Source organism: Streptococcus mitis (assembly GCF_002096895.1).
Lineage (GTDB): Bacteria > Bacillota > Bacilli > Lactobacillales > Streptococcaceae > Streptococcus > Streptococcus mitis_AH.
The window spans coordinates 1-24,595 of the sequence record NZ_NCVI01000019.1; the positions used below are offsets into that span (position 1 = coordinate 1).

A 24,595-nucleotide genomic window follows, 5' to 3' on the forward strand; every position below is an offset into this window, starting at 1 on the left:
CACGCCGCCAGCGTTCGTCCTGAGCCAGGATCAAACTCTCATTAAAAGTTTGAGTTCTCACTCATTTCTGTCACTGACAGATTTATTGTTTTTTTTCATTGTTCAGTACTACAACAATTGTTGTAGTGCCCTGCACATTGGTTCGTCTTGTTCAGTTTTCAAAGGTCTTTGTCACTCACTTCTCTCAAGTGACAACTATATTAGTATATCACGGCCGCTTTCGTTTGTCAACACTTTTTTGAAACTTTTTTTAATCTTTTTTCATCAAGTGCTTCAACCACAATACACCATAGTCCGTACGGGATTCGAACCCGTGTTACCGCCGTGAAAAGGCGGTGTCTTAACCCCTTGACCAACGGACCAGAGTTGTTTTCAACTCTTACTATTATACAGACTTTTTCAGACTTGTCAACTACTTTTTTAAACTTTTTTATTTTTTGCATGACTTCCTAGTGTGTACGGATATCAAACTCCTTAAACACAATACGTAAGTCTCTTAATACTCTTTGACGTCCTCGGAAGCGTTCATGTCTTAAGACGCGCTCTAACTCTTCTTGTTTGTCTTTACTTTGTTTGTTTCTATAATCTCGTAGTGTCTCATGAAAGAGATAATACTCATCTAGCCACAGACCTCCCTCACTGATACGATGACTAATTTCACCTACTTCTTCATAAGGTTCTTTATCATATCTACGCTTCTGGCTTTCTTGTTTACGGATATGGTCTAAAATTCGATTACGGAATTTAGTTTTGAAGTATTTTCGTAAACGAGGAATATCTTCTACTAGCTCTTCTTCTCTACTGATCAATTCATGTAAGCAGAGCATACCCTCTTGGTCCCAATCCGATAGTTCCCATAAATGCAAGTAATATTCATTTCTACTCTTATACACAATTCCCTGGACTTCTTTATACAATTCTTTAAACATAACGTCCCCCTTTCTAGATACAGTCTAACAGATTCAGAAACACTTTTGGCACGTTTCATCCATTCTGTTCCCTACACCGTCTAAACTGCACAAAAAAGAGAGGTCTTGCCTCTCTTTGGGTTATAATTCTGCAATTTGGTTTAGGTTTACTTCTGCAACTGTGTCATTACCAAACATAGAGATAATCATCTTCACTTTATTGTTATCAATCTCTGTAATCTTACCAGTATAGTCTGCAAAAGCACCATCAATGATACGTACAGTTTGACCAACTTCAACATCGATATCAAACTCTTGTACAGTTTGTCCCATAGAAACCAAGATATCACGGATTTCTTGTTCCAATAATGGAGTTGGTTTTGATCTATTTCCGTGAGATCCGACGAATCCTGTAACGTTTGGTGTGTTTCGAACAACAAACCAAGCTTCATCTGTCATCACCATTTCTACAAGAACATAACCTGGAAAGCGATTCTCTTCTACTTCTTTTCTCTTTCCATTTTTTTCAACTTGCACTGTTTGTGTTGGAATTTCAACACGTAAAATATTATCCAACATATTGTAGGTTTGTGCACGTTGCAATAGATTTTCTTTTACCTTATTTTCATAACCAGAATAGGTTTGTAAGACAAACCATCCTTTATCAAAACTATCCATGATACTTCCTTTCATAATAGAAGATTTCTAGCGTGAATAACTCCACAGGTCTTCTAAAAAATGTTAATAAATCGAATCAAACCTGAAACAATCAACTTGTCAAAAATATAAATAATCACAACAAAGAAAGCAGTGTATTCCATGATAGAACGAAAATCTCTCCAGCTTTCCTTGCGAGTTGGCCATGTTGTGTCTTTAAGAAGTCTAAAAATATCTCCAATAAAACGCATCGCTCTCTCCTATCTCGTTTCTCTGTGTGTAGTGTACTTACCACAATGTTTACAAAATTTATTTACTTCTAGTCGTGTTGGCTTGGGGTTTCCGCTGATCTTGATTGAATAGTTTCTCGAACCACAAACCGCACAAGCTAGGCTTGCTTTTTTTAGTGCCATAACGCCTCCATCCTATCTATTATAACAAGAAAGCTAGGCTTTGACAAGCATCTTAACGAAATAGATTGACTACCGAATCCCATATCGTTTGAGCCTTTTCCTTAATTTTAGCATCCGAGATAGCACGGCTAGCCTCATCTACCAGATTTTGTGCACGACTTCTAATATCAGAAAGGCTATTATCCGCCTGATTTTCTTCATTACTCTGTACTTGATTTCTTGTATTGGCTGGTGCAATTCCATTTTGCTTATACGCATTTTCAACTGTAAAGGTACTTCCTGGCGTATAAGGTAAAATGGTATTGGCAATGTTTCTAAAGACATGGGCTGCACCGTTTGAAGTAGATCCTGCTAGATAGTGATTTTCATCAGTCGTAGGGAAACCAAGCCAGTGACTAATCACTACATCCGGTGTATAACCAATCACCCACTGGTCACTTGTGTATTCCGGATTAAAAACAGCTTCAGTTGTTCCTGTTTTTCCTGCCATGACATAGTCTGCAGGTGATGAACTAATACCTGTTCCGTTTGTAAATGTTCCCAACATCATACTGGTCATCTTGTCAGCTACAGACTTATCAATCACCCGTTTTTGTGAATTTTTATGGCTCGCAATGACCTGACCACTAGCATTTTCAATTCTACTAATAAAATGAGCTTCCGGCATTAAACCTTCATTTGCAAAGGCAGCATATGCTTGAGCCATTTGAAGAGGGTTGGTTTCAACACCGCTTCCCAAGGCGACACCAAGAACACGATCGACCTTTTCCATGTTGAGTCCGAATTTTTCGCCCGCCTCAAAAGCCTTATCAACGCCCAAATCATTAACAGTGGCAACAGCAGGCAGATTAAGCGATTCTGCCAAGGCTTGATACATAGGAACTTCTCGACTCGTTTTGATCCCTGCATAGTTATCAACCTTATAGCTGTCATACTGCATGGTATGGTTATCCAACTGCTTATTCAAAGCCCAGCCAGCTTCAACTGCAGGCGTATAAACAACTAAAGGCTTAATTGTAGAACCAGGGCTACGTTTTGATTGAGTTGCATAGTTGAAATTCCGGAATCCAGTTTTATCATTGCCAGCAACCTGACCGACAACTCCACGAACTCCACCTGTTTTCGGTTCGAGAGCTACACTTCCTGATTGAGCAAATGTTCCATCCTCTGCCCTAGGAAATAGAGCTGTATTTTCATAGACAACCTGCATATTTGCTTGGTAGTTTTGGTCCAGCTCTGTGTAAATGCGGTAGCCATTATTTACGATTTCTTCCTCTGTTAGATTATACTTGGAAACAGCTTCATTAACAACCGCATCAAAGTAAGAAGGATAGCGGTAATCTGAGATTTTTCCCTCATACTTATCGTGCAATTGCGAAGTCATATCAACTTCTGCTGCTTCGGTTTCTTGGTTTTTATCAATGTAACCCGCTGCAAGCATATTCTGCAAAACAGTATCGCGACGATTGGTAGAATCTTCTACAGAATTCAAAGGATTATACAGTTCCGGCCCCTTTAGCATTCCTGCCAGAGTCGCAGCTTGATCCAGACTCACTTCTGATGCAGAAACTCCAAAGTATTTCTTACTCGCATCTTCTACACCCCACACACCATTTCCAAAATAAGCGTTGTTAAGGTACATGGTTAGAATTTGATCCTTACTATATTTTTTTGTTAATTCTAAAGCAAGGAAAAATTCTTTCGCTTTTCTCTCAACAGTTTGATCCTGCGACAGATAGGCATTTTTAGCCAGCTGTTGGGTAATAGTAGAGCCACCACCTGAACGACCAGCAGTGACAATAGCCAAGAAGAAACGACCATAGTTAATCCCGTCATTTTTATAGAAAGAACGGTCTTCTGTCGCAATAACGGCATTCTGCAAATTTTTACTGATATCAGTCAATTCAACATAAGTTCCTTTTTGACCAGACAATGCACCTGCCTCCTTTTCTTCACGGTCAAAAATGAGTGTTCGAGTTTTCAAGGCATTTTGCAAATCATTGACATTGGTTGACTTGGCTACAGCAAACAAATAGGTTCCAACTAGCAAGCTCGCACTCAAACCTAGTATAAGGACAATCTTTGTTAGATGATAGCGACGCCAGAATTTTCGAACCGGACCCACTTGGGCTAATTTTTTTCGATCACTACGAGAGCGACGTAAGCTAGTAGAATCAGAGTCCTCTAGTCCACTTGTTTCTTTTCTAAAAAGAGAAAGAAATTTCTCAAATAATTTATCTAATTTCATGCGTTTATTTTATCATCTTCATCATAGGAAGACAAGAATTTAGCTATTTCCTATCCAAATAGGGCTTTTTTTGTTACAATATCTGTATGCAATTCACATTTACATTACCAGACTCTCTACCTCAAATGACGGTAAAGCAATTACTTGAGGAACAACTCCTCATCCCTAGAAAAATCCGTCATTTTTTGAGAATCAAGAAACACATTTTGATAAATAAAGAAGAAGTCCACTGGAACGAAATCGTAAATCCTGGAGATATTTGCCAGTTGACTTTTGACGAGGAAGATTATCCCGAAAAAGAAATTCCTTGGGGCAACCCAGACTTAGTTCAGGAAGTTTATCAAGATCAACACTTAGTTATTGTAAACAAACCAGAGGGGATGAAAACGCATGGTAATCAGCCAAACGAAATCGCCCTTCTTAATCATGTCAGTGCCTATGTTGGCCAAACCTGCTATGTCGTTCATCGTCTAGACATGGAAACCAGTGGCTTGGTTCTCTTTGCCAAAAATCCTTTTATCCTGCCTATTCTCAATCGCTTACTGGAGAAAAAAGAGATTTCTAGGGAATATTGGGCACAGATCGACGGACATATCAACAGAAAAGAACTTGTTTTCAAAGACAAAATTGGGCGTGATCGCCATGACCGCAGAAAAAGGATAGTTGATACAAAAAATGGGCAATATGCTGAAACACATGTAAGCAGATTAAAGCAATTCCCAAACAAAACTTCCTTGGTTCGTTGCAAGCTAAAGACAGGGCGAACCCATCAGATTCGTGTGCACCTTTCGCATCATAACTTCCCGATCCTGGGTGACCCTCTCTATAATAGTAAATCAAAATCAAGTCGGCTTATGCTTCATGCCTTTCGACTGTCCTTTACCCATCCGCTTACATTAGAGAAATTAAGCTTCAATGCCCTTTCAGATACTTTTGAAAAAGAATTAAAAAAGAATGGATGATTCCGTCATCCATTTTTAAATATTTAAAAAGCAAGACCAAGAGGCCTTGCTTTTTATCGACTCAAGAATTATTTAGCGATTTTTGCGAAGTATTCAAGAGTACGAACAAGTTGTGCAGTGTATGACATTTCGTTGTCGTACCATGATACAACTTTAACCAATTGTTTACCGTCAACGTCAAGAACTTTAGTTTGAGTTGCGTCAAACAATGAACCGTAAGACATACCTACGATATCTGAAGATACGATTGGATCTTCTGTGTAACCGTATGATTCGTTTGAAGCTGCTTTCATAGCTGCGTTCACTTCATCAACAGTAACGTTCTTTTCAAGAACTGCTACCAATTCAGTAACTGATCCAGTTGGAGTTGGAACGCGTTGTGCAGATCCGTCAAGTTTACCGTTCAATTCTGGGATTACAAGACCGATAGCTTTTGCAGCACCAGTTGAGTTAGGAACGATGTTTGCAGCACCAGCGCGAGCACGGCGAAGGTCACCACCACGGTGTGGTCCGTCAAGGATCATTTGGTCACCAGTGTAAGCGTGAATAGTAGTCATCAATCCTTCAACAACACCAAAGTTGTCTTGAAGAGCTTTAGCCATTGGAGCCAAGCAGTTTGTAGTACATGAAGCACCTGAGATAACTGTTTCAGTACCGTCAAGAACGTCGTGGTTAGTGTTGAATACAACTGTTTTAACGCCGTTTCCACCAGGAGCAGTGATAACAACTTTTTTAGCTCCACCAGCGTGCAAGTGTTTTTCAGCAGCTGCTTTCTTAGCAAAGAAACCAGTAGCTTCAAGAACGATTTCTACACCGTCGTTAGCCCAGTCGATTTGTTCTGGATCACGTTCAGCAGAAACTTTGATGAATTTACCGTTAACTTCAAATCCACCTTCTTTAACTTCAACAGTACCGTCGAAACGACCTTGAGTTGTGTCGTATTTCAACAAGTGTGCAAGCATAACTGGATCTGTAAGGTCGTTGATACGAGTAACTTCAACACCTTCTACGTTTTGGATACGACGGAAAGCAAGACGACCGATACGTCCGAAACCGTTAATACCAACTTTAACTACCATTAGTGATTTCCTCCTTATGAAAATCATGAAATTTTTATTGTGAAAAGAGTAACTTGAATCACTACAAATCACCTTTCAACAAACCTATTATATAACTATTTAAATTTAATTGCAAGTACGGGCGTTGTTTTTTGTCCATACCCCACTTATTTTTCTTTCTCCTTCAAAAGCCTATACTGCTGTCTTTCTTTGTCTACCTAGTCATTTCCCACTTTCCTTTTCAGATGAAAAGTGAAAATAGAAAAGCTAAAAATTATTTTCAACACTCCAATTCCACAAGAAAAGAGACAGGATAATTCCTGCCTCTAGGCTGATAACAATTATTTACGGCGTCCTGGTCTTTCTTTGTAGCCATAGTAAGAATCTTCGATGATTTCTTGCATATGGTCAACCATTGGAAGACGTGGGTTTGCAGGTGAACATTGGTCTTCATAAGCAAGGAAGGCCAATTCACGAGAATGTTCTTTCCATTCTTTTTCATCGATTCCTTGTGCTTTGAAGTTCATTTGGATACCTACGCGCTCACCAAGTTCGTAGACAGCTTTTGCGTAAGATTCCACACCTTCCTCTGGAGTAGAAGCTGGAAGTCCAAGCATGCGTGCGATATCTTGGTATTTTTCATCTGCACGGTAGTAGTTGTACTTAGGCCATGTTGCTGTCTTAGCTGGACGTGTACCGTTGTAGCGGATGACGTATGGAAGCAAGATAGCATTAGTACGACCGTGGATTGTGTGGAATTGCGCACCAATCTTATGGGCCATTGAGTGAGAAATACCTAGGAAGGCATTGGCAAAGGCCATACCAGCGATTGTTGAAGCGTTATGCATTTTCTCACGTGAGTGGAAGTCTGCATTCTTAACTGAGCTTTCAAGGTTTTCGAATACAAGTTTGATGGCTTGAAGCGCAAGACCGTCAGTGTAGTCGCTAGCCATTTGTGATACGTAAGCTTCAGTCGCGTGGGTCAATACGTCCATACCAGTGTCAGCAGCAACAAATCCAGGAACTGTCAATACCAAAGCAGGGTCTACGATTGCCACAGTTGGTGTCAATGAGTAGTCAGCGATTGGATATTTACGGTTGTTTGCTTTATCAGAGATAACAGCAAATGGTGTTACTTCAGATCCTGTACCAGATGTAGTTGGGATAGCGATGAATTTAGTCTTCTTACCAAGCAATGGGAACTTGAAGGCGCGTTTACGGATATCCATGAATTTTTGTACAAGGTCACGGAAGTCCACTTCTGGTTGCTCGTAGAAGAGCCACATTACTTTAGCAGCATCCATTGGTGAACCACCACCGAGAGCGATGATTGTATCTGGTTTGAAGGCACGCATGATTTCAGTACCACGTTCAACTGTAGTGATATCTGGATCTGGTTCTACATCAGCAAAGATTTGGTAAACAACCTTATTGCGACGAAGGTCAAGTTGTTCGATGATACGATCAAGGAAACCAAGCTCTACCATGGCATGGTCAGTAACGATCATGACACGTTCAACGTCACGACATTTTTGAAGGTATTGAATTGAATCACGTTCAAAGTATGTTTTTGAAGGAAGTTTCATCCATTGCATGTTATTTCTCCGTCTTCCGACTTTTTTGATATTCAAGAGGTTAATGGCACTAACGTTATCCCCAACTGAGTTACGTCCGTAAGAACCACATCCGAGTGTCAATGATGGCAAGAAGGCATTGTAAACGTCCCCGATACCACCGAAAGTAGAAGGTGAGTTACAGATAACACGAATAGCTTTAACAGCTTTACCAAATTCTTTAGTCAATTCTTCATCAGCTGTGTGGATGGCTGCTGAGTGCCCAAGACCGTTAAATTCAACCATTTGACGAGCTTTGGCAATACCATCTTCACGGCTTTCAGATTTCAAAACTGCGATAACTGGTGACAATTTTTCACGAGTCAATGGCTCATTTTCACCAACTTCTTTACATTCTGCAGCAAGAATGTTTGTTCCTTCTGGAACTGTAAATCCAGCTTGTTCAGCAATCCAAGTTGCTGGCTTACCAACGATGTCAGCGTTCAATTTCGCACCAGCACAGTTTTTGCTGTTTGCTTTCACGCCGAAGCAGAATTCTTCAAGAAGAGCTTTTTCTTTTTTGTTTACAAAGTAAGTGTGGTAAGATTTGAACTCTGCTACAAATTCATCATAAATTTCTTTATCAATGATAACCGCTTGTTCAGATGCACAGACCATACCGTTATCAAATGATTTAGACATGACGATATCGTGTGCAGCTTGGCGGATGTTAGCTGATTTTTCAACATAAGCGGGAACGTTTCCGGCACCTACCCCAAGAGCTGGTTTACCACATGAGTATGCGGCTTTAACCATGGCATTACCACCTGTTGCAAGGATTGTGGCAACACCTTCGTGGTTCATAAGTGCACTAGTTGCTTCCATAGATGGTTCCGTGATCCACTGTACACAGTTTTCAGGAGCTCCTGCTTTAATCGCAGCATCACGAACGATTTGAGCCGCGTGAGCTGATGATTCTTGAGCTGATGGGTGGAAGGCAAAAACGATTGGATTACGTGTCTTCAATGAAATCAATGATTTGAAGATTGCTGTTGATGTTGGGTTTGTTGTTGGAGTGATACCACAGACAACACCAACTGGTTCAGCAATAAGAGTCAAACCTGTTACATCGTCTTCTTCGATAACGCCAACTGTCTTAGTGTGGCGCATGTTGTTTACTACGTGTTCACAAGCAAACAAGTTCTTAGTTGCTTTATCTTCAAATACACCACGTCCTGTTTCTTCAAAGGCATGTAAAGCCAATTCTCCGTGGGCATCCAAAGCTGCCACTGACGCTTTAGCTACGATGTAGTCGACCTGTTCTTGGTCGAGTTTACGCATTTCCTCAAGAGCAACTAAAGCTTTTTGCACCAAGCCATCGACATGCTTTTCAGCAGCGAGTTTCTTTTCTTCTGGTGTCACAGTTTTTTTATCAGCCATATTTTCCTCCATAGCTTTCAAGGATCGATATCCTTTGTTAATTTTTTCACAAGTTTATTATAACGCATTATTTCAACTTTGTAAACAGTTTCATAAACATTTCACAAAGAATTTTTTATTGTTTGTGAATTTTTTCTCATTTTCTTTACTTATCAAGTTTTTTCTTTAGAGTTTGTGAAATGAATTTCAAATATTTTTTTATTTCACAAGCTTGATTGGAAGAGGAGCTTGGAAAGAGATAGATTTTCTAGTAAGCGCTTACTTTTAAATGATAACAATACCTCCTTTGATAAGGAGGCTTTATTTTTGTTGAAAAACGCCTTGTTTAAAAGTCCCTTCATAAACGACTTCTTGTTCTGTTGTTAGTTTCCCTTTTCCTTCAGCCTGACCATTTACAAAATCACCTTCGTAGGTCCAGCCTTCTTTAGATTGAAAGGTACCTTTTCCGTTGAAGGCTCCATTGTTGAAACCACCAGTATACTGGTCCCCATTTTGGAAAGTAATGGTACCTTGGCCATTCATTTTACCACGTACAAGACTGCCATCGTAAACAATCGTTCCATTATCAAGCTTTAGAACGCCTTTTCCGGGAATATTTAGAAAAAAGACGAGTACAGCACAAAAAACAATGGCAACTACTGCTAAAAGCTCTAAACGTGGACGAGTCAGATAGATACGATACTTGTCGTAAAAATTCTTAAGATTTTCCATCTTCACTCCCCTTTTCTAAACGTTCTAACCAAGCTTGACAACCCTCTTGAACACGCTGATAGGTTTCCTCAAAATCTCCTGTATACCAAGGATCTGGAACACTTTCAGATGCGAATGAGTAAATCTTATCTTTACAGTCTGCTGGACACATCTGACGTAAGTCAGAAACATTTGAAGCATCCATACCGATAATATAATCAAAGGCTTCAAAATCTTCCTTACTAATCTGAAGCGATGTCTTGCATTTTTCATAAGGAATCTCATACTGTTTAAAAATCCCTTGAGTTCCCTTATGAATCGGATTGCCATGTTCCCAAGAGGAAGTCGCTCGACTTTGGATTTCATAATTATCTGTCATTGATTTCATAACAAACTCAGCCATAGGACTGCGGCAAATATTTCCCAGACAGACAAAGACTAGTTTTTTCATCCCATTTCCTTTCTTTTATAGAAAAACGGGAGTTCGTGATCCCGTCTTATTTTTCAATTGCGCCTTCTAGTGAAGCTGTTTCTTTCAGCGGTAATACTGTCTTGATAGCAGCTAGTTCAAAAGTCAAGTAAACTCCATCTACATCAAGAACAATCGTTCTCTTCTCCGTATCTACTTCATCGACTGTTCCGTAAAGGCCACCGATTGTAATCACTTCATAGCCTTTTTGTAGTTTATTTAAGCTTTCCATACGTTTTTGCGCTTGTTTCTTTTGAGAGCGTTGCATAAAGAACATCAAGCCTAACATCGCTACAAGCATAATTAAAAATGTATAATTTGGATTCATTGTATTCTCCTTTGTCTTTTACATAGGACTACTATATCAAATTTCAGCTACTTTTACAAGATTGTACCTTGCTTTTCTAGTAAGAAAAACCAGAGCTTGCGCTCTGATTCTTAGGGTTATTTCAAATTTTGAACGACTTTTACAAGATTTTCAACAGTAAAGCCATATTCTGCCAATACTTTTGGTGCTGGAGCAGAGGCTCCGAAGGTATCAATACCTAGAACGGCACCATCTAGTCCAACATATTTGTACCAGTTTTGAGTTGCACCCATTTCGACTGCGACACGACGACGAACTGCATTTGGAAGAATTTCTTCCTTGTATGCTGCATGTTGTTTATCAAAGACATCTGTAGATGGCATGCTGACTACGCGGACTTTTGCACCTTGACTAGCCAATTCTTTAGCAGCTGAGACAGCAAGATTAACCTCTGAACCTGTCGCAATCAAGATGGTATCAAAGTCTGATGCATTTTCATAGACAACATAGGCACCTTTTGCAACCTTGTCGAAGTCTGTTCCTTCTTCAACAGTCAAGTTTTGACGTGTCAAGACAAGGGCAGTTGGTGTTTTTTCACTTGTCACTGCAAGGTACCAAGCCGCTTGCGTTTCACGCGCATCTGCTGGACGGAAAACATTTAGATTTGGCATAGCACGAAGACCTGCTAAGTGCTCAACTGGTTCGTGAGTCGGACCGTCTTCCCCAACCGCAATAGAATCGTGGGTAAAGACATAAGTCACAGGAAGTCCTTGTAAGGCTGACAAGCGAACAGCTGCCTTCACATAGTCAGAGAAGACGAAGAAAGTTCCACCGTATACACGAAGTCCACCGTGAAGGGCCATCCCGTTCAAGATAGTTCCCATTGCAAATTCACGAACACCAAACTGAATGTTACGGTTCAAGCGATTAGTATCGTCTTGAAGTCCGTCAGTCTTGATATAAGTCATGTTTGAGTGAGCTAGGTCAGCTGATCCACCTAAGAAGGTTGGTAACTTAGCTGCCACAACGTTCAAAGCATCCTGACTCGAGTTACGAGTTGCTTGAGAGAAGCCATTTTCTAATGCTGGGAAGTCTGCTGGAGTCACTTCAACTGGATCACGTCCATCGATGATGGCTTCTACTTCTGCAGCCAATTCTGGATGCGCTTCTTTGTAATCTGCGACTAGTTTTGCCCATGCTTCATAAGCTGATGCACCACGGTCTGCAACATGTTCTTTGAAATCAGCATATACTTGTTCTGGGATTTCAAATGGTTCGTATTCCCAACCAAGGGCTTGACGAGTTGCTGCAGTTTCATCTGCTCCAAGAGGAGCACCGTGTACAGCATTAGTTCCTTGTTTGTTTGGAGAACCGTATCCAATAACAGTCTTCACTTCAATCAAAGATGGCTTGCCTGAAGCTTTAGCTGTTTCGATAGCAGCATGAATAGCTTCCAAGTCTGTTCCATCTTCAACCAAGGCAGTATGCCAACCGTAGGCATTGTAACGGTCACGAACACTTTCTGTAAAGGAATCCTTTGTCTCACCATCCAAGTTGATATCATTTGAATCATAAAGAACAACCAACTTGTCTAGTTTTTGCAGACCTGCGTATGAAGCCGCCTCGCTTGAGACACCTTCCATCAAGTCTCCGTCTCCACAGATAACATAAGTATAGTGGTCAAAGATATTGTAGCCTTCGCGGTTATATTTGGCTGCCAAGAAACGTTCTGCCTGGGCAAAACCAGTGGCAGTTGAAATACCTTGCCCTAGAGGACCTGTTGTAGCATCAATCCCTGCTGTATGTCCAAATTCTGGGTGACCTGGTGTTTTTGAACCCCACTGACGGAAGCTCTTAATCTCATCCATGCTAACATCTTCAAAACCAGAAAGGTGAAGAAGGGCATAAAGAAGCATTGAACCATGACCTGCTGAAAGAATAAAGCGGTCGCGGTTGATCCAGTTTGGTTGAGCTGGATTGATACGAAGTTGTTTTGTAAAGAGGCTGTAAGCCATCGGAGCCGCTCCCATAACCACACCTGGGTGACCTGAGTTGGCTTTGTTGATAGCGTCAATACCTAGGAAACGGATTGCATTAACAGATAGATTTGACATAGAATTTCCTTTCTATTTGAAGTGATTATTGTATCACACATTCTATTTTACTATTATATGAAAAAATACATAGAATAGCAATTAAACAATTCGACGCTAGATAAGTCTCCTATTTTCTACTCTCTTGTCGCCTGATAGTAGGGAAGCAAGCGTTCATAAGCATCTTCTAACTTTTCTAAAATCATTTCTAATGACTGGGTTTCTATAAAAGAAACATCTGCCTTAACTAACACTTTTCGGACTTCCTGATTGGATAGTTTATTTCTTAAAATTTGACGATTTTTTTCGTTCGCCTCCCATCTTTGACTTTGACCATTAGAGTAGACTAGATAATAAATCCCTTCAACGGTTGGAATTTCTAAAACCTTGGCTTGCTTGCCTAGAGTTTGGTCATCTTTCTTGCGCTCGATGAAACTGACTTCTAAAGAAATTCCAAAATCAGTAGATGTCCCGTACAAACGTAAGGCCAACATTGGCTCTGTCATTTGTCCGTCTCTCTGTAGATAGACCCAGAAATGTGGTCGCAAACACTGCGCCTGATTCATCCACTGGCTAGTCTGTTGGAGTTGCCATTCTGGATGGCTTGCTTGAAAGGCTTTAGCCAGTTCTGTAAAAGCCTTTCGTGCCTCTTGACCTTTGTGGCGCAATTCCAACATCTTCTCTCGCTCATCTCCAGACTTATCCGGATTACGATACTGCAAACCAGCAAAGTCTAAATAGTCTCTTATCTTATTCAACATTAATTTAATCTCCTCCAGCTAGCAAAAAATCAGGAGAACCCTGATTTTGTTTATTCTGTATCTACAACGACATAGCGATTTGGCTCATCACCCTCAGAATAACTAGTCACGCCATCCATACGTGAAATAATACGATGAATAATCTTGCGTTCACTATTTGACATAGGATCTGTTTGATGACTACGTCCTTCTTCTAAAACACGAGTCGCCAATTTTTGAGCATAGGTCTGCAAGACTTCTGCACGATGTTCAACATAATCATTGACATTAATAGTAATGTAGAAGGTTCTTGCATAGCGGTTGTAAAGATAATTTTGAGCCAATAGTTGTAAGGCCTTCAAAACTTTACCATGGTAACCGATAATACGACCTGGCTCATTGGTATCAATTTGTAAATTGATGCTACGACGGTTATAATCATTTGAAATCGTCGCCTCAACATCCATATCATCAATGATTGTTTGGACATAAGTCGTTACTTCCGTAGCTACTTGTTCAATGTCAAAACTCGGTTCAACCTTTAAGCCCAAATCTTCTAATTCTTGACTTTCAGTTTGTTCAGCTTGACTCTCAACAATCGGAGTTTCTACTTCTTCCCCGAAACCAGCTTCTTCAAGCTGTAATTCATTTAAAATCTCAATATGCCCAGTTTCTTCTAAAATGGTGTTAGCATGTTTTTCATTTTTCAAAATTTCAGCCTTGACTTCATCAGAAACCCCTTGGCCTTCTTCTTCAATCTTTTTAATTGCTTCAACAACATGCCCCAAATCAACGGTCGCTTCACTGACTGTTTTAACTGGTTCATTTTGTTCATTGATTTCTTTAGGAACACCCTTAACAGCTTGTTGATTTGCCTTAATGACCGTTGTTTCACTAATAGCTTCAATATCAACTTGAGCTGGTTTTTTACCAAATAAACCAAGAAAGCCATTTTTTTCACGAGAAATGACTTTGATATGAGCCTTCAGTCTTGGGATATCTAATTCTTTCAATCCTTTCTGGATTGCTTCTTCAACAGTTGAACCTGTAAATACTACCATTACCAGATTCCTCCTTATTATTTCGTTTTCTGAGCCTTTTTCTTGGCTTTTCTTTTTCTATTTTCCAAATCTTTCTGTGCCTGAACTACCGCCTCGCGCTCTGCGATAATCTTGAATGGATTGTTCAAGAAATAGGTTTGCAAGACTTGATAAGCATTGGACACTGTCCAGTATAGGGCGACTCCACCTGGTGCATAAACTGCAAAGATAAAGATCAAGACTGGAATCCCATACATCATCGCAGTCGTAGCGCCATTACGCTCAGACAAGGCTTTGTTGGACAACCAGGTACTTAAAAAGGTAAATACAGCTGCTAAAATCGGAAGAACAAGAGTTGTATCCACACCACCAAGGTTAATCCATAAGAAATGACCTGTCTTTAAAAAGTCAACTCTTGATAGAGCTTGGAACAAGGCCAAGATAACCGGCATCTGAATCAAAATCGGCCAAAGAGAATCTGACTGTCTGACACCCATTTCTTTAAAGACTTTACGCATTTCCTGGTCTAGCTTGGTTCTGCTTTCTATATCTCGACCTGGATATTGTTCTCGAAGCGCCTTAATACGTGGTTGAGCTTCCTGCATTTTTCTAGAAGCCACCATTTGCACTTGGAAGACTGGCAAGAGAACTGTACGAATCAAGACCGTAAAGAGGATAATTCCCACTCCGATACTGATATCAAACGACAAAAAGCGAATGATTTCCGCAAAGAAGTAAACAAATTTACTCCAAAAATCAGCCGAATCGGCTGTAATATCGCTAGTTGTCCCATTAGTTGCACAGGCTGTCATGATCAATAGGGACAGTCCTAGCAAACTAGTCAACTGTAGTTTCTTTTTCACTCCCATTTCCTTCCTGGTAAATCTTTGATAATTTTAATACGTGGAGTAGATTTTTCTCCATCTCTGCGTATCCCAAGGTTTCGACCCCTTTTCGAGCAATGACAACAAAGTCGACATCTTCTACCAGACTCCCTTTGGCATTCTGGATAATATGACGAATCCGTCTCTTAATTTGATTTCTAGTGACGGCATTCCCCAGTTTTTTGCTAACTGATAGACCTACTCGAAAATGGTTTTTCTGATTTTCTAGTTGGTAGACAACAAACTTGCGATTGGCAAAACTTGTCCCCTCCTTGAAAATCGCCTTAAAATCTTTCTCTCTTTTTACACGAAAGTTTTTCTTCAAAACTCAACTCCATCTATTAAATTACTACTATTATACCATATTTTTCAAAAAAGCCAATCATAGCAAGGTTTTGGACATTTCCATCAGAAAAAGAAGCTGGAAAAATCTCTTTCCCAACTCCTTGTACTGAATATTTTTTCTGATTTTAGTTATTTTTTCAAGCGTTCAACGTCACGGGCAATGACCAATTCTTCATCTGTTGGAATAACCAGGACACGTATTTTCGCTGCCTCTGTTGAGATGTCTCCTGTCACACCAAAGACATTCTTTTCTGGGTCAACATCACAGCCAAACCAAGAGATACCTGAGATAACATCTTCACGTACGTTTGCAGCATTTTCACCGATACCTGCAGTAAAGATAATAGCATCTGCTCCATTTAGGACCGCAAGGTATTGACCGATATGTTTTTGGATACGGTCAACATACATTTCATAGGCTAAAGTGGCATCGTGGTCCCCTTCTTCCATAGCAGCAATCACATCACGCATATCACTGGATTTACCTGAAACCCCCATTAGTCCTGATTCACGATTAAGAACGTGACTAATGTCTTCAGGCGTGTTAAAGTCCTCTGTATATTGCATTAAGTAAGGAATGATAGCTGGGTCAATATCTCCTGTACGAGTTCCCATCATCACACCACCAAGTGGAGTGAATCCCATTGAAGTATCAACAGATTGACCGCCCTTAACTGCTGTAATAGAAGCACCATTACCGATGTGGCAAGTAATCAATTTCAAATCTTCTAATGGACGTCCCAAGAGTTTTGCAGCTTCTCCTGCTACAAACTGGTGACTTGTACCGTGGGCACCATATTTACGAACCTTGTTTTCTGTGTAATATTTTGTTGGTAGAGGATAGCGATAAGCTTTCTCTGGCATAGTTGTGTGGAATGAAGTATCAAAAACAACTACACTGGTAATGTCTGGCAACAATTCCTTGAAGGCACGAACACCTGCTGCATTGGCTGGATTGTGGAGAGGAGCTAACAAGCTCAACTCTTCAACTTTTTCTAAAACATCTCCCTCAACGACTGTTGATTCTTTAAAATATTCTCCACCTGCAACAACACGGTGTCCAACACCTGTAATCTCATCATAAGCCTTGATAATATCGAAACGAATCAAATCATCCAATAAAATTTTAACAGCTTGTGTATGATTTTCGATATCCAAAATTTGTTGTTCAGAACGGCCATCAAATTTTACAGTTGAAATTGAATCTTTCAAACCGATACGTTCAATCAACCCTTTCGCCAATACTTTTTCTTCTGGCATTAAATATAATTGCCATTTCAAACTTGAACTTCCCGCATTGATTGCAATTGTTTTTGTCATAACATGATACCCCTTTTTAAGCGTTTTCATCTATTATAACAAAATCTATTTTATATTTCAGTACCTTGAGTCCATTTTTGAAAATTTTCTTTAAATTTCATTAAAACACTTGCATCTTGCAAACTAGCAAGTGGATAAACAAAAGGATCTACTGCTGTTTCACTTTTCTTCTGTAAGATAAAAATAGTCTTAGATTGTTTAGCATTAGCAAAGAGATTTTCAGGCAAACTAATCATGGCAACTAGATTCGCCTCCTCTTTCAACCAGCCTTTCAACAAGTCACTTTGAGGGCTGGTCAACAAATCACTCGGAGCGAGAAAAATAGCGTATCCATCTGACTTGAGGTACTTAAGTCCTTGTTCCATGAGCAAGTGATGGGCGTAGGTATGTTCTTGACTAGAAGCAACTTGATGGCGCGACGCAACGGCATCATCAGGATAATAGCCGACAGGCAAGTCGCTGATGACCACATCGCTTTCTTTGAGCATTTGTGGACGAACGGCATCTCCTTGGACAAAGCCAGCCTGCAAACCAATTACATCTGCCATGCTAGCCGCCAAATCAATCAGCAAATCATCCACTTCCATTCCCAAGTAATCCACCTTTTTATCAAGCGAGGTCAAGAAAGTAGCGCCCAAAATTCCCATCCCAGAACCCATTTCGAGGATCGTAATCTCCTTCTCTTTAAACAACTCTTCCACAATAAACACCAAAAGTAAAGCAATGGCATCTGGTGTAAACTGGTGATTGGCCTGTAGGGGCTCTGTCTGCCCAGCCTTCATCAAGAGAAACTGGTAGGTTTTGAGCCATTCTTCCTTGCGAAGCGCTAAACGCTTAAGGGCTTGATTATTCTCCTTGACCTGATTTAGCTCAGTCTCACCATCCAGATAGATGCTGTTTTGCTCCACCAGGGCGTCATAAAAATTGGTCGCCAAATCACTTTGGATGACTTGGACATTCTCTAGTAAATAGGTATATGCTTGTTCAATTTTTTCAAAATCCATATTCCTATCTTATCAAATTTCCCTTCTTTTTTCCATCCTTATAGAAAAATCACTCCCTAACTAGGCGAGTGATTTTGGAGCTACTGTTAAAAAGAGTTCTGAGTAATTTCCTTGAAACAAGTCTTCAGCGCTATAGAGGATCTGACTATGCACAGATGAAAAACCGTTCTCAATTAGCTGTTTTTCCAGTTCAGTCAATTCAAAGCCGTGATGGTTAGCCTCCGTCTTGGTAAAATCAGCAATAAGGAGTCGCCCATCTTCCTTCAAATACTGATGAAACAGTGAGAGAACTGCATCCAAATCAGGCATATGGTGAAGAACCCGACTAACAACAATGAGATCAAACTCTTTCTCCAAGGGATTTTCCAGTAAATCTTGCTCCAAAAACTGGATATTCTTGATTTCTTGCTGTTCCGCTTTCAAACGAGCTTGCTCCAGCATTTTCTCAGAAATGTCTACAAGAGTGACTGACTTAGCCTGCTTGGCTAGGGGCAAGGTTAAGAGCCCCGTCCCACCACCAAAATCCAGAATTTCTTTGTCTGATAGAAGATCAAGCTGTTTCTCAATAGCTTGATAAACCAAGTTTGCTAGGAAGATATTTTTAGGTGAATCAAAAGTTTCTGCTTTGTGGTTAAAATCATGTTTCATATTTTTAGTTTAGCACAAAGTAGCTTGATTGGCTAGAAATTCTCTTTCTTTTCAACCTTCTCTTCTGATTTTTTCTTCTCTGCTTGATTACTTGAATCAGTCACTACCTTTTCCTTTTTATCCGTTTTCTCTTCTTTGATTTTGACGGAAGGAAAGATGAATTCATATTGGCTCTTAGGCGTACGAACCGTCGTCACCAAGCTTGTTTTCTTGTTTTGATAGCTTACCTGACCTAGGTTAAAGGCCTGTTCCCCACTTTCTTGCTCAACCTTATCTTTGGTTCGTTTAGCCATAGCAAAAGCAACCAATTTCTCTTTATTCAAAGTATAGTCTTGATAGTGGGCGACTTGTCGGTTCAAGTAAAATTGCAACAAAAGACTAAAGATGGCTGCCATGGTGACTGCATAGAGGAGAACTCCTGCCTTAACTTTTTGCTTTTTCCACACGATAGATGAACTCCCTTTCTAAGCCTTTTTGAAACTGGAAACGAAAACGAACCACTTGATTTTCCTCTGTAATCTGTGCTGATTTGAGTCCATAAACCATGGGCTGATAGCCTCGTCCACTGGCATCGGTTTTCCGAAAATCATCTGATTTTGACTTGCCTATTGCAATTTCCTTGCCATCCTGCTTCATATAAATGCGGTTGCCTTCCACTTTTTCGAACTGCGAACGATCTAATTCTGCCTCCAGCTGGTCCACAAACAAGAGCCACTCTTTTTGCTCGCTTTGTTGCTGGTAGCGAACTTCTGAAATGAGGAGCTGACTCATGGCTTGAAAGAGAAGTAAGCTTCCACTGATGACAATGAGAGCAATCAGTGATTCCAACAAGGTGAAAGCATTGACCTTATGGCTCTTTGATAGCCAACAACTGTTCTGAACCATGATAAACCTCCAATCCCTTTTCACTAGAAAACACCTGAATCTCCACTCCGTTTATCTTTACCTGATTTTGACCTGTCTGCAAGGCCATCTTAGCTACCCTCAAGACTTCTTCCTTTTGCAAGATTTTTGCTTCTTCTTGCCTATTTTTTTGAATTTGTCCCAAAAGGAGCGTCGCGATGCTGGCAAAGATAGCTAGAGCCACTACTGCTTCCAGTAAAATCACTGCCCTAATTTTTTGTTTCCTTAATGCGTTTAATTTTTCCATTTCCTAGATATAATTGATAACGAATCGCTCCTTTGCTGGTCTGAAATTCAACCTTAGCCAGGGATGAATTTCCCCCAGCTCGGTCAAATGTGATACTTTGTCCTGATGGTGCCTGAATTCCTTTAGGAACGGTCAACTTTTGGCTGCCATTACTGATCGTCTGCCCATCTAAATTTAGACTAGTCTTTTGCTGACTAGCTACACTGCGTTTTTGTGTTTCCCGATAAAGTTCTTCAAACTCCATAAAGAAAATCTGCTCCCCTACCGCCTCAAAAGTGGACTGAACAGAGCCGGACAAGCCCAAGGCAAGGATACTCACAAGTCCCAAAATCAAGAGACTTTCAAGCATGGTAAAAGCCTTAATCTGCAACGGTTTGGCTGGTATTTTGTTTAGCATGGTATTCTTTATAAGCTTTAGCCTGTTCTTCCGTGATGCGCCCATCGTCTTGTAACTTGCTTAGGCTAGCTTCTTCATTCTTATCTAAGCTATAAAGTTCTGCCTGGCTTTCCACCACCTTAACAACAGCAGCTTTTCCTTTGTCATTGACTGCTTCTTTTTGCTTGGTCAGATTAGGTACAAAGAGTAATAGAAGCACGCTGATGATGAGCAAGACTACCAACATTTCCACAAGTGTAAAAGCTTTAACCTTAGCTTTTTTCAATAATGTCATCATTTTTTTCATGTTAAAAATTTACCTCCATATTTTGATACATAGGCATGAGCATTGCCGCATAAAGTAAAACGATAATCAGAGCCACAAAGATAAAAACCAGCGGTTGCACCAAATTCATGGTGCGGTTGACTCGGGTAAAAAAGGCTTCCCAAGTTTTTTCAGCATAGATTTCCAACTCACTACCCAGCTTGGACTTGACTTCCCCATACTCGATGATGAGACTCAACTCCTTCTTAAAGAAAGGATAGGTTCCTATCGTCTGAGAAAATTCGCGGCCATTTTGTAGGGATTGAGCTAAATCTTGACCGATTTCTTTAAAGAGCTGGGAACCTTGTTCCTGCATGATCTGAAAAATCTGCATCAGCTCCATCCCCTGCGAAATCATATTCCCCCACTCACGCGCATAATAGGCTGTCAAATAGGTCTGCACAAAGATTCCAAAGAAGGGAAGGCGTGCTAGGATAGAAAAAACTCTCATCTTAGAACTTCTTTTATAAAAAGTTAGTGCTAAAAGGACACCTACTGAAACAAGGCCTACCATTCCTAGAAAGATTTGTGGCAGATTGCCGATAATTTGGGTGGCAATATTGCTACTATCCAGTTGTGGTAGTAGATAGTTCCGTAGCCCCAGCATGATTAAAAGAAGAAATCCCAGCAAAATCAAAGGATAGGTCGCTACTTCAATTAGTTTTTTCTTGACCTTGGCCAGATTGTCTAGATACTCTTCTATCTTTCCCAAACTCAGGTGGAGATTCCCATGAACCTCAGCTAGGGATAACTGCGTGACAATGGCACTTGAAAACCCCAAACTTTCCATCATTTCTGAGAATGATTTTCCTTGAGACAAGCCCGTGCGCATCTGGGTCACACACTGCTTGTCCAACAAAGCACTCCTATCTAAAAAGGAGATGGTTTCCACCAGATGAAAACCGCTGGAAAAGAGATTGTTAAACAAGGTGATGATATTTTTTTGCTTAGCTGTAGCTAATTTTTTCCGTTTCAGCCTGAAGACTTGTGATATGTCCATCCTTAAGAAGCTGGTCAATCTGTTCATTCCAACTAGTTGGCTGGTGTTCTTGATAGTCTTTGTTTGCAAAGTCAACGATTCCTCCTCCCCCGATTAATCTTTGATAGCAGACTCCTTGTAGAACGACTGCCAACTCTTCCTCACTCACACCCAACTCCAGCAGGCGCTCATAAACACCTCGAATGCTCTTGGCATGGATGGTTGAAAAGACTGTCGCCCCTGTCAAACTGGCTCTGACTACTGCACGCGCCGTCTCGCTGTCCCGAATTTCTCCGATAATCAGGAGGTCTGGTCGATGACGTAAGGAAAGCTTAATCAGATTTTCATAGGTAAGCCCAATCGCTTCATTCAACTGCAATTGGAGCATGTCGTCCTGCTTGATTTCGACAGGATCTTCGATGGACATGACTTGTTGCCCCTTAAAAAGGGACTTAGCTAATTCGTGCATCAGGGTTGTTTTGCCACTTCCGACTGGACCAGCAAAGAGATAGAGACCACGTTGCCTGTACTGCTTGCCCAATTCATCAATATCCTGAAACCAAAAATGCAAATCCTGCTCCTCATCATGCAACAAGCGAATTACCAAACTCTCGTGCCCTCGATAATCGCCTACGGTAGATAGACGTAGAGATGCCATCTTCCGGTCATAGGCATAATCACAGGAACCAAGTTGACTACGTCGCTTTTCTCCAACATTCATACCCGCCACAAACTTAAAGTGACTGATGACAGCCGCAAACTTTTCAAAATCATAAGAGCCAATCTTGCATCGATCGTCTCCTACTCTCATATGAAGCTCATAGGCGTCTAACTTAGGGACAAAATAAATATCTTGCGCTCCTTTTTTCCGAGCTGAACGAATGATTTCCTGTGCAATTTCTTGAACCATACTTACCTCCTCACCTATACTATTCGCAAAGAGTTGGGGAAATAAAAAAAGCAACTCCAAAAAAGTTACTTTTTCTCTAATTTAATTTCATACGGCAAGAACGATGCCTTTCCTTACCTGTTTGTTTTTCATAGCCTGGGCGTAGTTTTTCATCTGGAATAACCTGCTCGTCCTGCAAAAGAGCCAAAGAATGGTATTGTTGTAAATACTCGTCACATTCATCACACCAGCGTTGGTCTTCTGGATCCCAAAAAATAGTCATCAAGTCACTTCTACTTTTATAAAGAGGGGATTCTTGTTCCAATCTAAACCAGCAAGTTTTGTAGTATTTGAGAGCATCATAATACTGGTCAAATTTCTTACTAGCTACAATATCTTCTTCCCAACCTTCTAAGAACCACCAAGGTTCAAAATCTCCATACATTTCTATAACACGATACATATTCATTCATTTCCTTTGTATCGTATATTATAACTAATTCCATTAAACAAGGAAAGAAATATGCTCATTTCTTAATTTTTTGATAAAAAATCCAGCCATCTGATGAATGACTGAATTTCTATTTGCTTATGTGATAAAAATTTTTCGTTTCCTAAGCTTCAGAAATGTCGTTTTCGATAATGACCTTGATGGCATGGTGATCTGCTGCCTTACTGAAGACTTCATAGGCTTTTTCAATTTCACTGAGTTTGAAATAATGAGTTACCAATTTTTCTGGTTCAATCTTATGACTTTCAAGTGCTTTCAACAATTGTGGAGTGGTATTTGTAGATACCAAACCAGTTGTTACATTGATGTTGCGAATCCAAAGTTTGTCTAAATCGAATTCAACTGGTTTACCATGCACACCACAGTTGGCAACTGTTCCGTCTATACCAATAATCTTTTGACAGAAATCAAATGTTGCAGGAATACCAACAGCTTCGATAGCAACATCCACACCACGTCCATCTGTCAAATCATAAATTTCTTTAATGGCTTTTTCAGGGTCTGAAGAATTAACCTTATGAGTTGCACCAAATGATACAGCAGTTTCCAAGCGGTTATCGTCTAAGTCCACCATAATCAATTTAGCTGGTGAGTAGAATTGAGCTGTCAAGAGAGCAGCCAATCCAACTGGACCTGAACCAATAATGGCTACACTACAACCAGGTTCTACTTTCCCTTTTAAGACACCAATTTCATACCCAGTAGGCAGAATGTCTGATAGCATAACCAAAGCTTCATCTGACAAATCTTCTGGAGTATGGTAAAGAGTGTTATCTGCATGAGGGACACGTAGATATTCAGCCTGCATACCATCAATCAGGTGACCGAAAATCCAGCCCCCTTCGTCTTCACAATGGGCATAAATTCCTTTTTTACAGTAGTAGCATTTACCACAGGCACAGACACAAGAAATCAAGACCTTGTCGCCTTTTTTGAAATTCGAAACTCCTTCTCCAACTTCTTCAACAATCCCAATCCCTTCGTGACCAAGAATGGTACCACTTTGGCAAGCGGGAACATCCCCTTTGATAATATGGAGGTCTGTTCCACAAATAGTGGTTTTTACGATACGCACAATAGCGTCTGTTGACTTGCGAATAACTGGTTTATCTACATCAACAAAAGAAGCAAGTCCTGGTTTAACATAAGTATAGGCTTTCATAAAGCAATCCTCCGTTTTTTTATTTGTACTATTTTTAATATAATTGTAAGCCTTTTCATTTGTTTGTTCAAGTCTTTTTGTGATTTTCTTAACTTTTTTATTTACCAGTAAAGTACCCTGCATAAAAAAGCAGAAGCTAATCTACTTTGAACCATAACAAAGAAAAAATTAAATACGTTAAGGCGAACTTTCTCTTAAAATAAAAGGACTAAACAAAGATTATACTACTAAGGAATGAAAAATATTCCTCTATATCATTAATAAACTAGGACGTCAAAAACAATGGAATTTTCAGGAAATTTCTATTCTAAAATTACGAATAATCTCTGCAATATTATCTAGGTTACAATATATATTAGACATTTTACTAACAATTTTTATAATAACTTTTGTCTTTAAGAGCATAATAACGGCCTTGCTTCTC

General features: G+C 40.1%; 28 protein-coding genes and 1 tRNA gene. 1 reads left to right on the top strand and 28 read right to left on the bottom strand.

Annotated elements, in window-relative coordinates:
* Positions 1-290: 290 nt before the first annotated feature.
* The 6 genes from B7697_RS03915 to pbp2a form a co-directional block, all read right to left on the bottom strand.
* A tRNA-Glu gene (locus tag B7697_RS03915) sits at positions 291-362 on the bottom strand.
* Positions 363-449: 87 nt separating this feature from the next.
* Complete coding sequence (locus B7697_RS03920) at positions 450-929, bottom strand: transcriptional regulator (protein WP_084950455.1); 480 nt, start codon at positions 927-929, stop codon at positions 450-452.
* A gap of 120 nt (positions 930-1,049) precedes the next feature.
* Entirely contained in the window at positions 1,050-1,586 is a 537-nt protein-coding gene (nusG, locus tag B7697_RS03925; protein ID WP_000376740.1) for a transcription termination/antitermination protein NusG, read from the bottom strand.
* A 53-nt stretch (positions 1,587-1,639) separates the two neighbouring features.
* A complete protein-coding gene (secE, locus tag B7697_RS03930) occupies positions 1,640-1,816 on the bottom strand; it encodes a preprotein translocase subunit SecE (RefSeq protein ID WP_001210990.1) in 177 nt (58 codons plus the stop codon).
* A 9-nt stretch (positions 1,817-1,825) separates the two neighbouring features.
* A complete protein-coding gene (gene rpmG / locus B7697_RS03935; protein ID WP_001809375.1) occupies positions 1,826-1,978 on the bottom strand; it encodes a 50S ribosomal protein L33 in 153 nt (50 codons plus the stop codon).
* A 52-nt stretch (positions 1,979-2,030) separates the two neighbouring features.
* The gene (pbp2a, locus tag B7697_RS03940) at positions 2,031-4,226 is read right to left on the bottom strand and encodes a penicillin-binding protein PBP2A (protein WP_084950456.1); all 2,196 of its coding nucleotides are present in this window, start codon (positions 4,224-4,226) and stop codon (positions 2,031-2,033) included.
* Positions 4,227-4,312: 86 nt separating this feature from the next.
* Here pbp2a and B7697_RS03945 point away from each other — a divergent pair, with 86 nt between their 5' ends.
* Positions 4,313-5,188 carry an RluA family pseudouridine synthase gene (locus B7697_RS03945; protein ID WP_084950457.1) on the top strand — a complete coding sequence of 292 codons (876 nt, stop codon included), beginning with the start codon at positions 4,313-4,315 and terminating at the stop codon, positions 5,186-5,188.
* Positions 5,189-5,256: 68 nt separating this feature from the next.
* On the opposite strand, the gene gap is transcribed toward B7697_RS03945, so the two are convergent.
* The 22 genes from gap to B7697_RS04055 form a co-directional block, all read right to left on the bottom strand.
* Positions 5,257-6,267, bottom strand: coding sequence for a type I glyceraldehyde-3-phosphate dehydrogenase (gap, locus tag B7697_RS03950; protein ID WP_084950459.1), 1,011 nt, complete (start codon positions 6,265-6,267; stop codon positions 5,257-5,259).
* 320 nt (positions 6,268-6,587) lie between these two features.
* Positions 6,588-9,239, bottom strand: coding sequence for a bifunctional acetaldehyde-CoA/alcohol dehydrogenase (adhE, locus tag B7697_RS03955; protein WP_084950460.1), 2,652 nt, complete (start codon positions 9,237-9,239; stop codon positions 6,588-6,590).
* Between the two features lie 300 nt (positions 9,240-9,539).
* Positions 9,540-9,950: an MORN repeat-containing protein gene (locus B7697_RS03960; protein ID WP_084950462.1), complete on the bottom strand. Its 411-nt coding sequence runs from the start codon at positions 9,948-9,950 to the stop codon at positions 9,540-9,542.
* Complete coding sequence (locus B7697_RS03965; RefSeq protein ID WP_000737435.1) at positions 9,937-10,380, bottom strand: low molecular weight protein-tyrosine-phosphatase; 444 nt, start codon at positions 10,378-10,380, stop codon at positions 9,937-9,939. Before B7697_RS03965 ends, B7697_RS03960 begins: the two co-directional genes overlap by 14 nt.
* Positions 10,381-10,426: 46 nt before the next feature.
* Complete coding sequence (gene yajC, locus B7697_RS03970; protein WP_001069289.1) at positions 10,427-10,726, bottom strand: preprotein translocase subunit YajC; 300 nt, start codon at positions 10,724-10,726, stop codon at positions 10,427-10,429.
* 116 nt (positions 10,727-10,842) lie between these two features.
* A complete protein-coding gene (tkt, locus tag B7697_RS03975; protein ID WP_084926821.1) occupies positions 10,843-12,819 on the bottom strand; it encodes a transketolase in 1,977 nt (658 codons plus the stop codon).
* Positions 12,820-12,935: 116 nt separating this feature from the next.
* Complete coding sequence (locus tag B7697_RS03980; RefSeq protein ID WP_084950464.1) at positions 12,936-13,559, bottom strand: ribonuclease P; 624 nt, start codon at positions 13,557-13,559, stop codon at positions 12,936-12,938.
* Between the two features lie 50 nt (positions 13,560-13,609).
* Positions 13,610-14,599, bottom strand: a complete 990-nt coding sequence (gene jag / locus B7697_RS03985; protein ID WP_049546620.1) for an RNA-binding cell elongation regulator Jag/EloR — start codon at positions 14,597-14,599, stop codon at positions 13,610-13,612.
* 17 nt (positions 14,600-14,616) lie between these two features.
* Positions 14,617-15,441, bottom strand: a complete 825-nt coding sequence (locus tag B7697_RS03990) for a membrane protein insertase YidC (RefSeq protein ID WP_204372603.1) — start codon at positions 15,439-15,441, stop codon at positions 14,617-14,619.
* Positions 15,416-15,787: a ribonuclease P protein component gene (rnpA, locus tag B7697_RS03995; RefSeq protein WP_000739245.1), complete on the bottom strand. Its 372-nt coding sequence runs from the start codon at positions 15,785-15,787 to the stop codon at positions 15,416-15,418. Before rnpA ends, B7697_RS03990 begins: the two co-directional genes overlap by 26 nt.
* Positions 15,788-15,936: 149 nt before the next feature.
* The gene (locus B7697_RS04000; protein WP_033681099.1) at positions 15,937-17,127 is read right to left on the bottom strand and encodes an acetate kinase; all 1,191 of its coding nucleotides are present in this window, start codon (positions 17,125-17,127) and stop codon (positions 15,937-15,939) included.
* A 50-nt stretch (positions 17,128-17,177) separates the two neighbouring features.
* A complete protein-coding gene (locus tag B7697_RS04005; RefSeq protein ID WP_084950465.1) occupies positions 17,178-18,131 on the bottom strand; it encodes a class I SAM-dependent methyltransferase in 954 nt (317 codons plus the stop codon).
* A gap of 60 nt (positions 18,132-18,191) precedes the next feature.
* Positions 18,192-18,779, bottom strand: coding sequence for a class I SAM-dependent methyltransferase (locus B7697_RS04010; RefSeq protein WP_192851470.1), 588 nt, complete (start codon positions 18,777-18,779; stop codon positions 18,192-18,194).
* A gap of 32 nt (positions 18,780-18,811) precedes the next feature.
* Positions 18,812-19,225, bottom strand: coding sequence for a competence type IV pilus minor pilin ComGG (gene comGG / locus B7697_RS04015; RefSeq protein ID WP_000265657.1), 414 nt, complete (start codon positions 19,223-19,225; stop codon positions 18,812-18,814).
* Positions 19,203-19,664: a competence type IV pilus minor pilin ComGF gene (comGF, locus tag B7697_RS04020; protein ID WP_084950467.1), complete on the bottom strand. Its 462-nt coding sequence runs from the start codon at positions 19,662-19,664 to the stop codon at positions 19,203-19,205. The genes comGG and comGF overlap by 23 nt, the downstream gene beginning before the upstream one ends.
* Positions 19,627-19,929 carry a competence type IV pilus minor pilin ComGE gene (gene comGE / locus B7697_RS04025; RefSeq protein WP_153197443.1) on the bottom strand — a complete coding sequence of 101 codons (303 nt, stop codon included), beginning with the start codon at positions 19,927-19,929 and terminating at the stop codon, positions 19,627-19,629. Before comGE ends, comGF begins: the two co-directional genes overlap by 38 nt.
* The gene (gene comGD, locus B7697_RS04030; RefSeq protein ID WP_031233245.1) at positions 19,892-20,326 is read right to left on the bottom strand and encodes a competence type IV pilus minor pilin ComGD; all 435 of its coding nucleotides are present in this window, start codon (positions 20,324-20,326) and stop codon (positions 19,892-19,894) included. Before comGD ends, comGE begins: the two co-directional genes overlap by 38 nt.
* Positions 20,289-20,612, bottom strand: coding sequence for a competence type IV pilus major pilin ComGC (gene comGC / locus B7697_RS04035; RefSeq protein ID WP_020903620.1), 324 nt, complete (start codon positions 20,610-20,612; stop codon positions 20,289-20,291). The genes comGD and comGC overlap by 38 nt, the downstream gene beginning before the upstream one ends.
* A gap of 1 nt (position 20,613) precedes the next feature.
* On the bottom strand, positions 20,614-21,630 hold the full coding sequence (gene comGB / locus B7697_RS04040; protein WP_084950468.1) for a competence type IV pilus assembly protein ComGB: 1,017 nt from the start codon (positions 21,628-21,630) through the stop codon (positions 20,614-20,616).
* On the bottom strand, positions 21,578-22,519 hold the full coding sequence (gene comGA / locus B7697_RS04045) for a competence type IV pilus ATPase ComGA (RefSeq protein WP_084950470.1): 942 nt from the start codon (positions 22,517-22,519) through the stop codon (positions 21,578-21,580). The genes comGB and comGA overlap by 53 nt, the downstream gene beginning before the upstream one ends.
* A 76-nt stretch (positions 22,520-22,595) precedes the next feature.
* Positions 22,596-22,961 carry a DUF1033 family protein gene (locus tag B7697_RS04050; protein WP_000286406.1) on the bottom strand — a complete coding sequence of 122 codons (366 nt, stop codon included), beginning with the start codon at positions 22,959-22,961 and terminating at the stop codon, positions 22,596-22,598.
* A 151-nt stretch (positions 22,962-23,112) separates the two neighbouring features.
* Complete coding sequence (locus tag B7697_RS04055; RefSeq protein ID WP_084950560.1) at positions 23,113-24,171, bottom strand: zinc-dependent alcohol dehydrogenase family protein; 1,059 nt, start codon at positions 24,169-24,171, stop codon at positions 23,113-23,115.
* Positions 24,172-24,595 lie beyond the last annotated feature (424 nt).

Bases quoted from the DNA above. Each gene is read 5' to 3' on its own strand.
- pbp2a (WP_084950456.1), bottom strand. From the start codon at position 4,226: ATGAAATTAGATAAATTATTTGAGAAATTTCTTTCTCTTTTTAGAAAA.
- comGA (WP_084950470.1), bottom strand. From the start codon at position 22,519: ATGGTTCAAGAAATTGCACAGGAAATCATTCGTTCAGCTCGGAAAAAA.
- B7697_RS03965 (WP_000737435.1), bottom strand. From the start codon at position 10,380: ATGAAAAAACTAGTCTTTGTCTGTCTGGGAAATATTTGCCGCAGTCCT.
- yajC (WP_001069289.1), bottom strand. From the start codon at position 10,726: ATGAATCCAAATTATACATTTTTAATTATGCTTGTAGCGATGTTAGGC.
- B7697_RS04050 (WP_000286406.1), bottom strand. From the start codon at position 22,961: ATGTATCGTGTTATAGAAATGTATGGAGATTTTGAACCTTGGTGGTTC.
- B7697_RS04055 (WP_084950560.1), bottom strand. From the start codon at position 24,171: ATGAAAGCCTATACTTATGTTAAACCAGGACTTGCTTCTTTTGTTGAT.
- comGF (WP_084950467.1), bottom strand. From the start codon at position 19,664: ATGGTTCAGAACAGTTGTTGGCTATCAAAGAGCCATAAGGTCAATGCT.
- adhE (WP_084950460.1), bottom strand. From the start codon at position 9,239: ATGGCTGATAAAAAAACTGTGACACCAGAAGAAAAGAAACTCGCTGCT.
- jag (WP_049546620.1), bottom strand. From the start codon at position 14,599: ATGGTAGTATTTACAGGTTCAACTGTTGAAGAAGCAATCCAGAAAGGA.
- gap (WP_084950459.1), bottom strand. From the start codon at position 6,267: ATGGTAGTTAAAGTTGGTATTAACGGTTTCGGACGTATCGGTCGTCTT.
- comGD (WP_031233245.1), bottom strand. From the start codon at position 20,326: ATGCTAAACAAAATACCAGCCAAACCGTTGCAGATTAAGGCTTTTACC.
- B7697_RS04000 (WP_033681099.1), bottom strand. From the start codon at position 17,127: ATGACAAAAACAATTGCAATCAATGCGGGAAGTTCAAGTTTGAAATGG.
- rpmG (WP_001809375.1), bottom strand. From the start codon at position 1,978: ATGGCACTAAAAAAAGCAAGCCTAGCTTGTGCGGTTTGTGGTTCGAGA.
- comGE (WP_153197443.1), bottom strand. From the start codon at position 19,929: ATGGAAAAATTAAACGCATTAAGGAAACAAAAAATTAGGGCAGTGATT.
- B7697_RS04010 (WP_192851470.1), bottom strand. From the start codon at position 18,779: ATGAAACATGATTTTAACCACAAAGCAGAAACTTTTGATTCACCTAAA.
- B7697_RS03960 (WP_084950462.1), bottom strand. From the start codon at position 9,950: ATGGAAAATCTTAAGAATTTTTACGACAAGTATCGTATCTATCTGACT.
- comGC (WP_020903620.1), bottom strand. From the start codon at position 20,612: ATGAAAAAAATGATGACATTATTGAAAAAAGCTAAGGTTAAAGCTTTT.
- B7697_RS03980 (WP_084950464.1), bottom strand. From the start codon at position 13,559: ATGTTGAATAAGATAAGAGACTATTTAGACTTTGCTGGTTTGCAGTAT.
- tkt (WP_084926821.1), bottom strand. From the start codon at position 12,819: ATGTCAAATCTATCTGTTAATGCAATCCGTTTCCTAGGTATTGACGCT.
- B7697_RS03945 (WP_084950457.1), top strand. From the start codon at position 4,313: ATGCAATTCACATTTACATTACCAGACTCTCTACCTCAAATGACGGTA.
- comGB (WP_084950468.1), bottom strand. From the start codon at position 21,630: ATGGACATATCACAAGTCTTCAGGCTGAAACGGAAAAAATTAGCTACA.
- B7697_RS04005 (WP_084950465.1), bottom strand. From the start codon at position 18,131: ATGGATTTTGAAAAAATTGAACAAGCATATACCTATTTACTAGAGAAT.
- nusG (WP_000376740.1), bottom strand. From the start codon at position 1,586: ATGGATAGTTTTGATAAAGGATGGTTTGTCTTACAAACCTATTCTGGT.
- B7697_RS03920 (WP_084950455.1), bottom strand. From the start codon at position 929: ATGTTTAAAGAATTGTATAAAGAAGTCCAGGGAATTGTGTATAAGAGT.
- secE (WP_001210990.1), bottom strand. From the start codon at position 1,816: ATGCGTTTTATTGGAGATATTTTTAGACTTCTTAAAGACACAACATGG.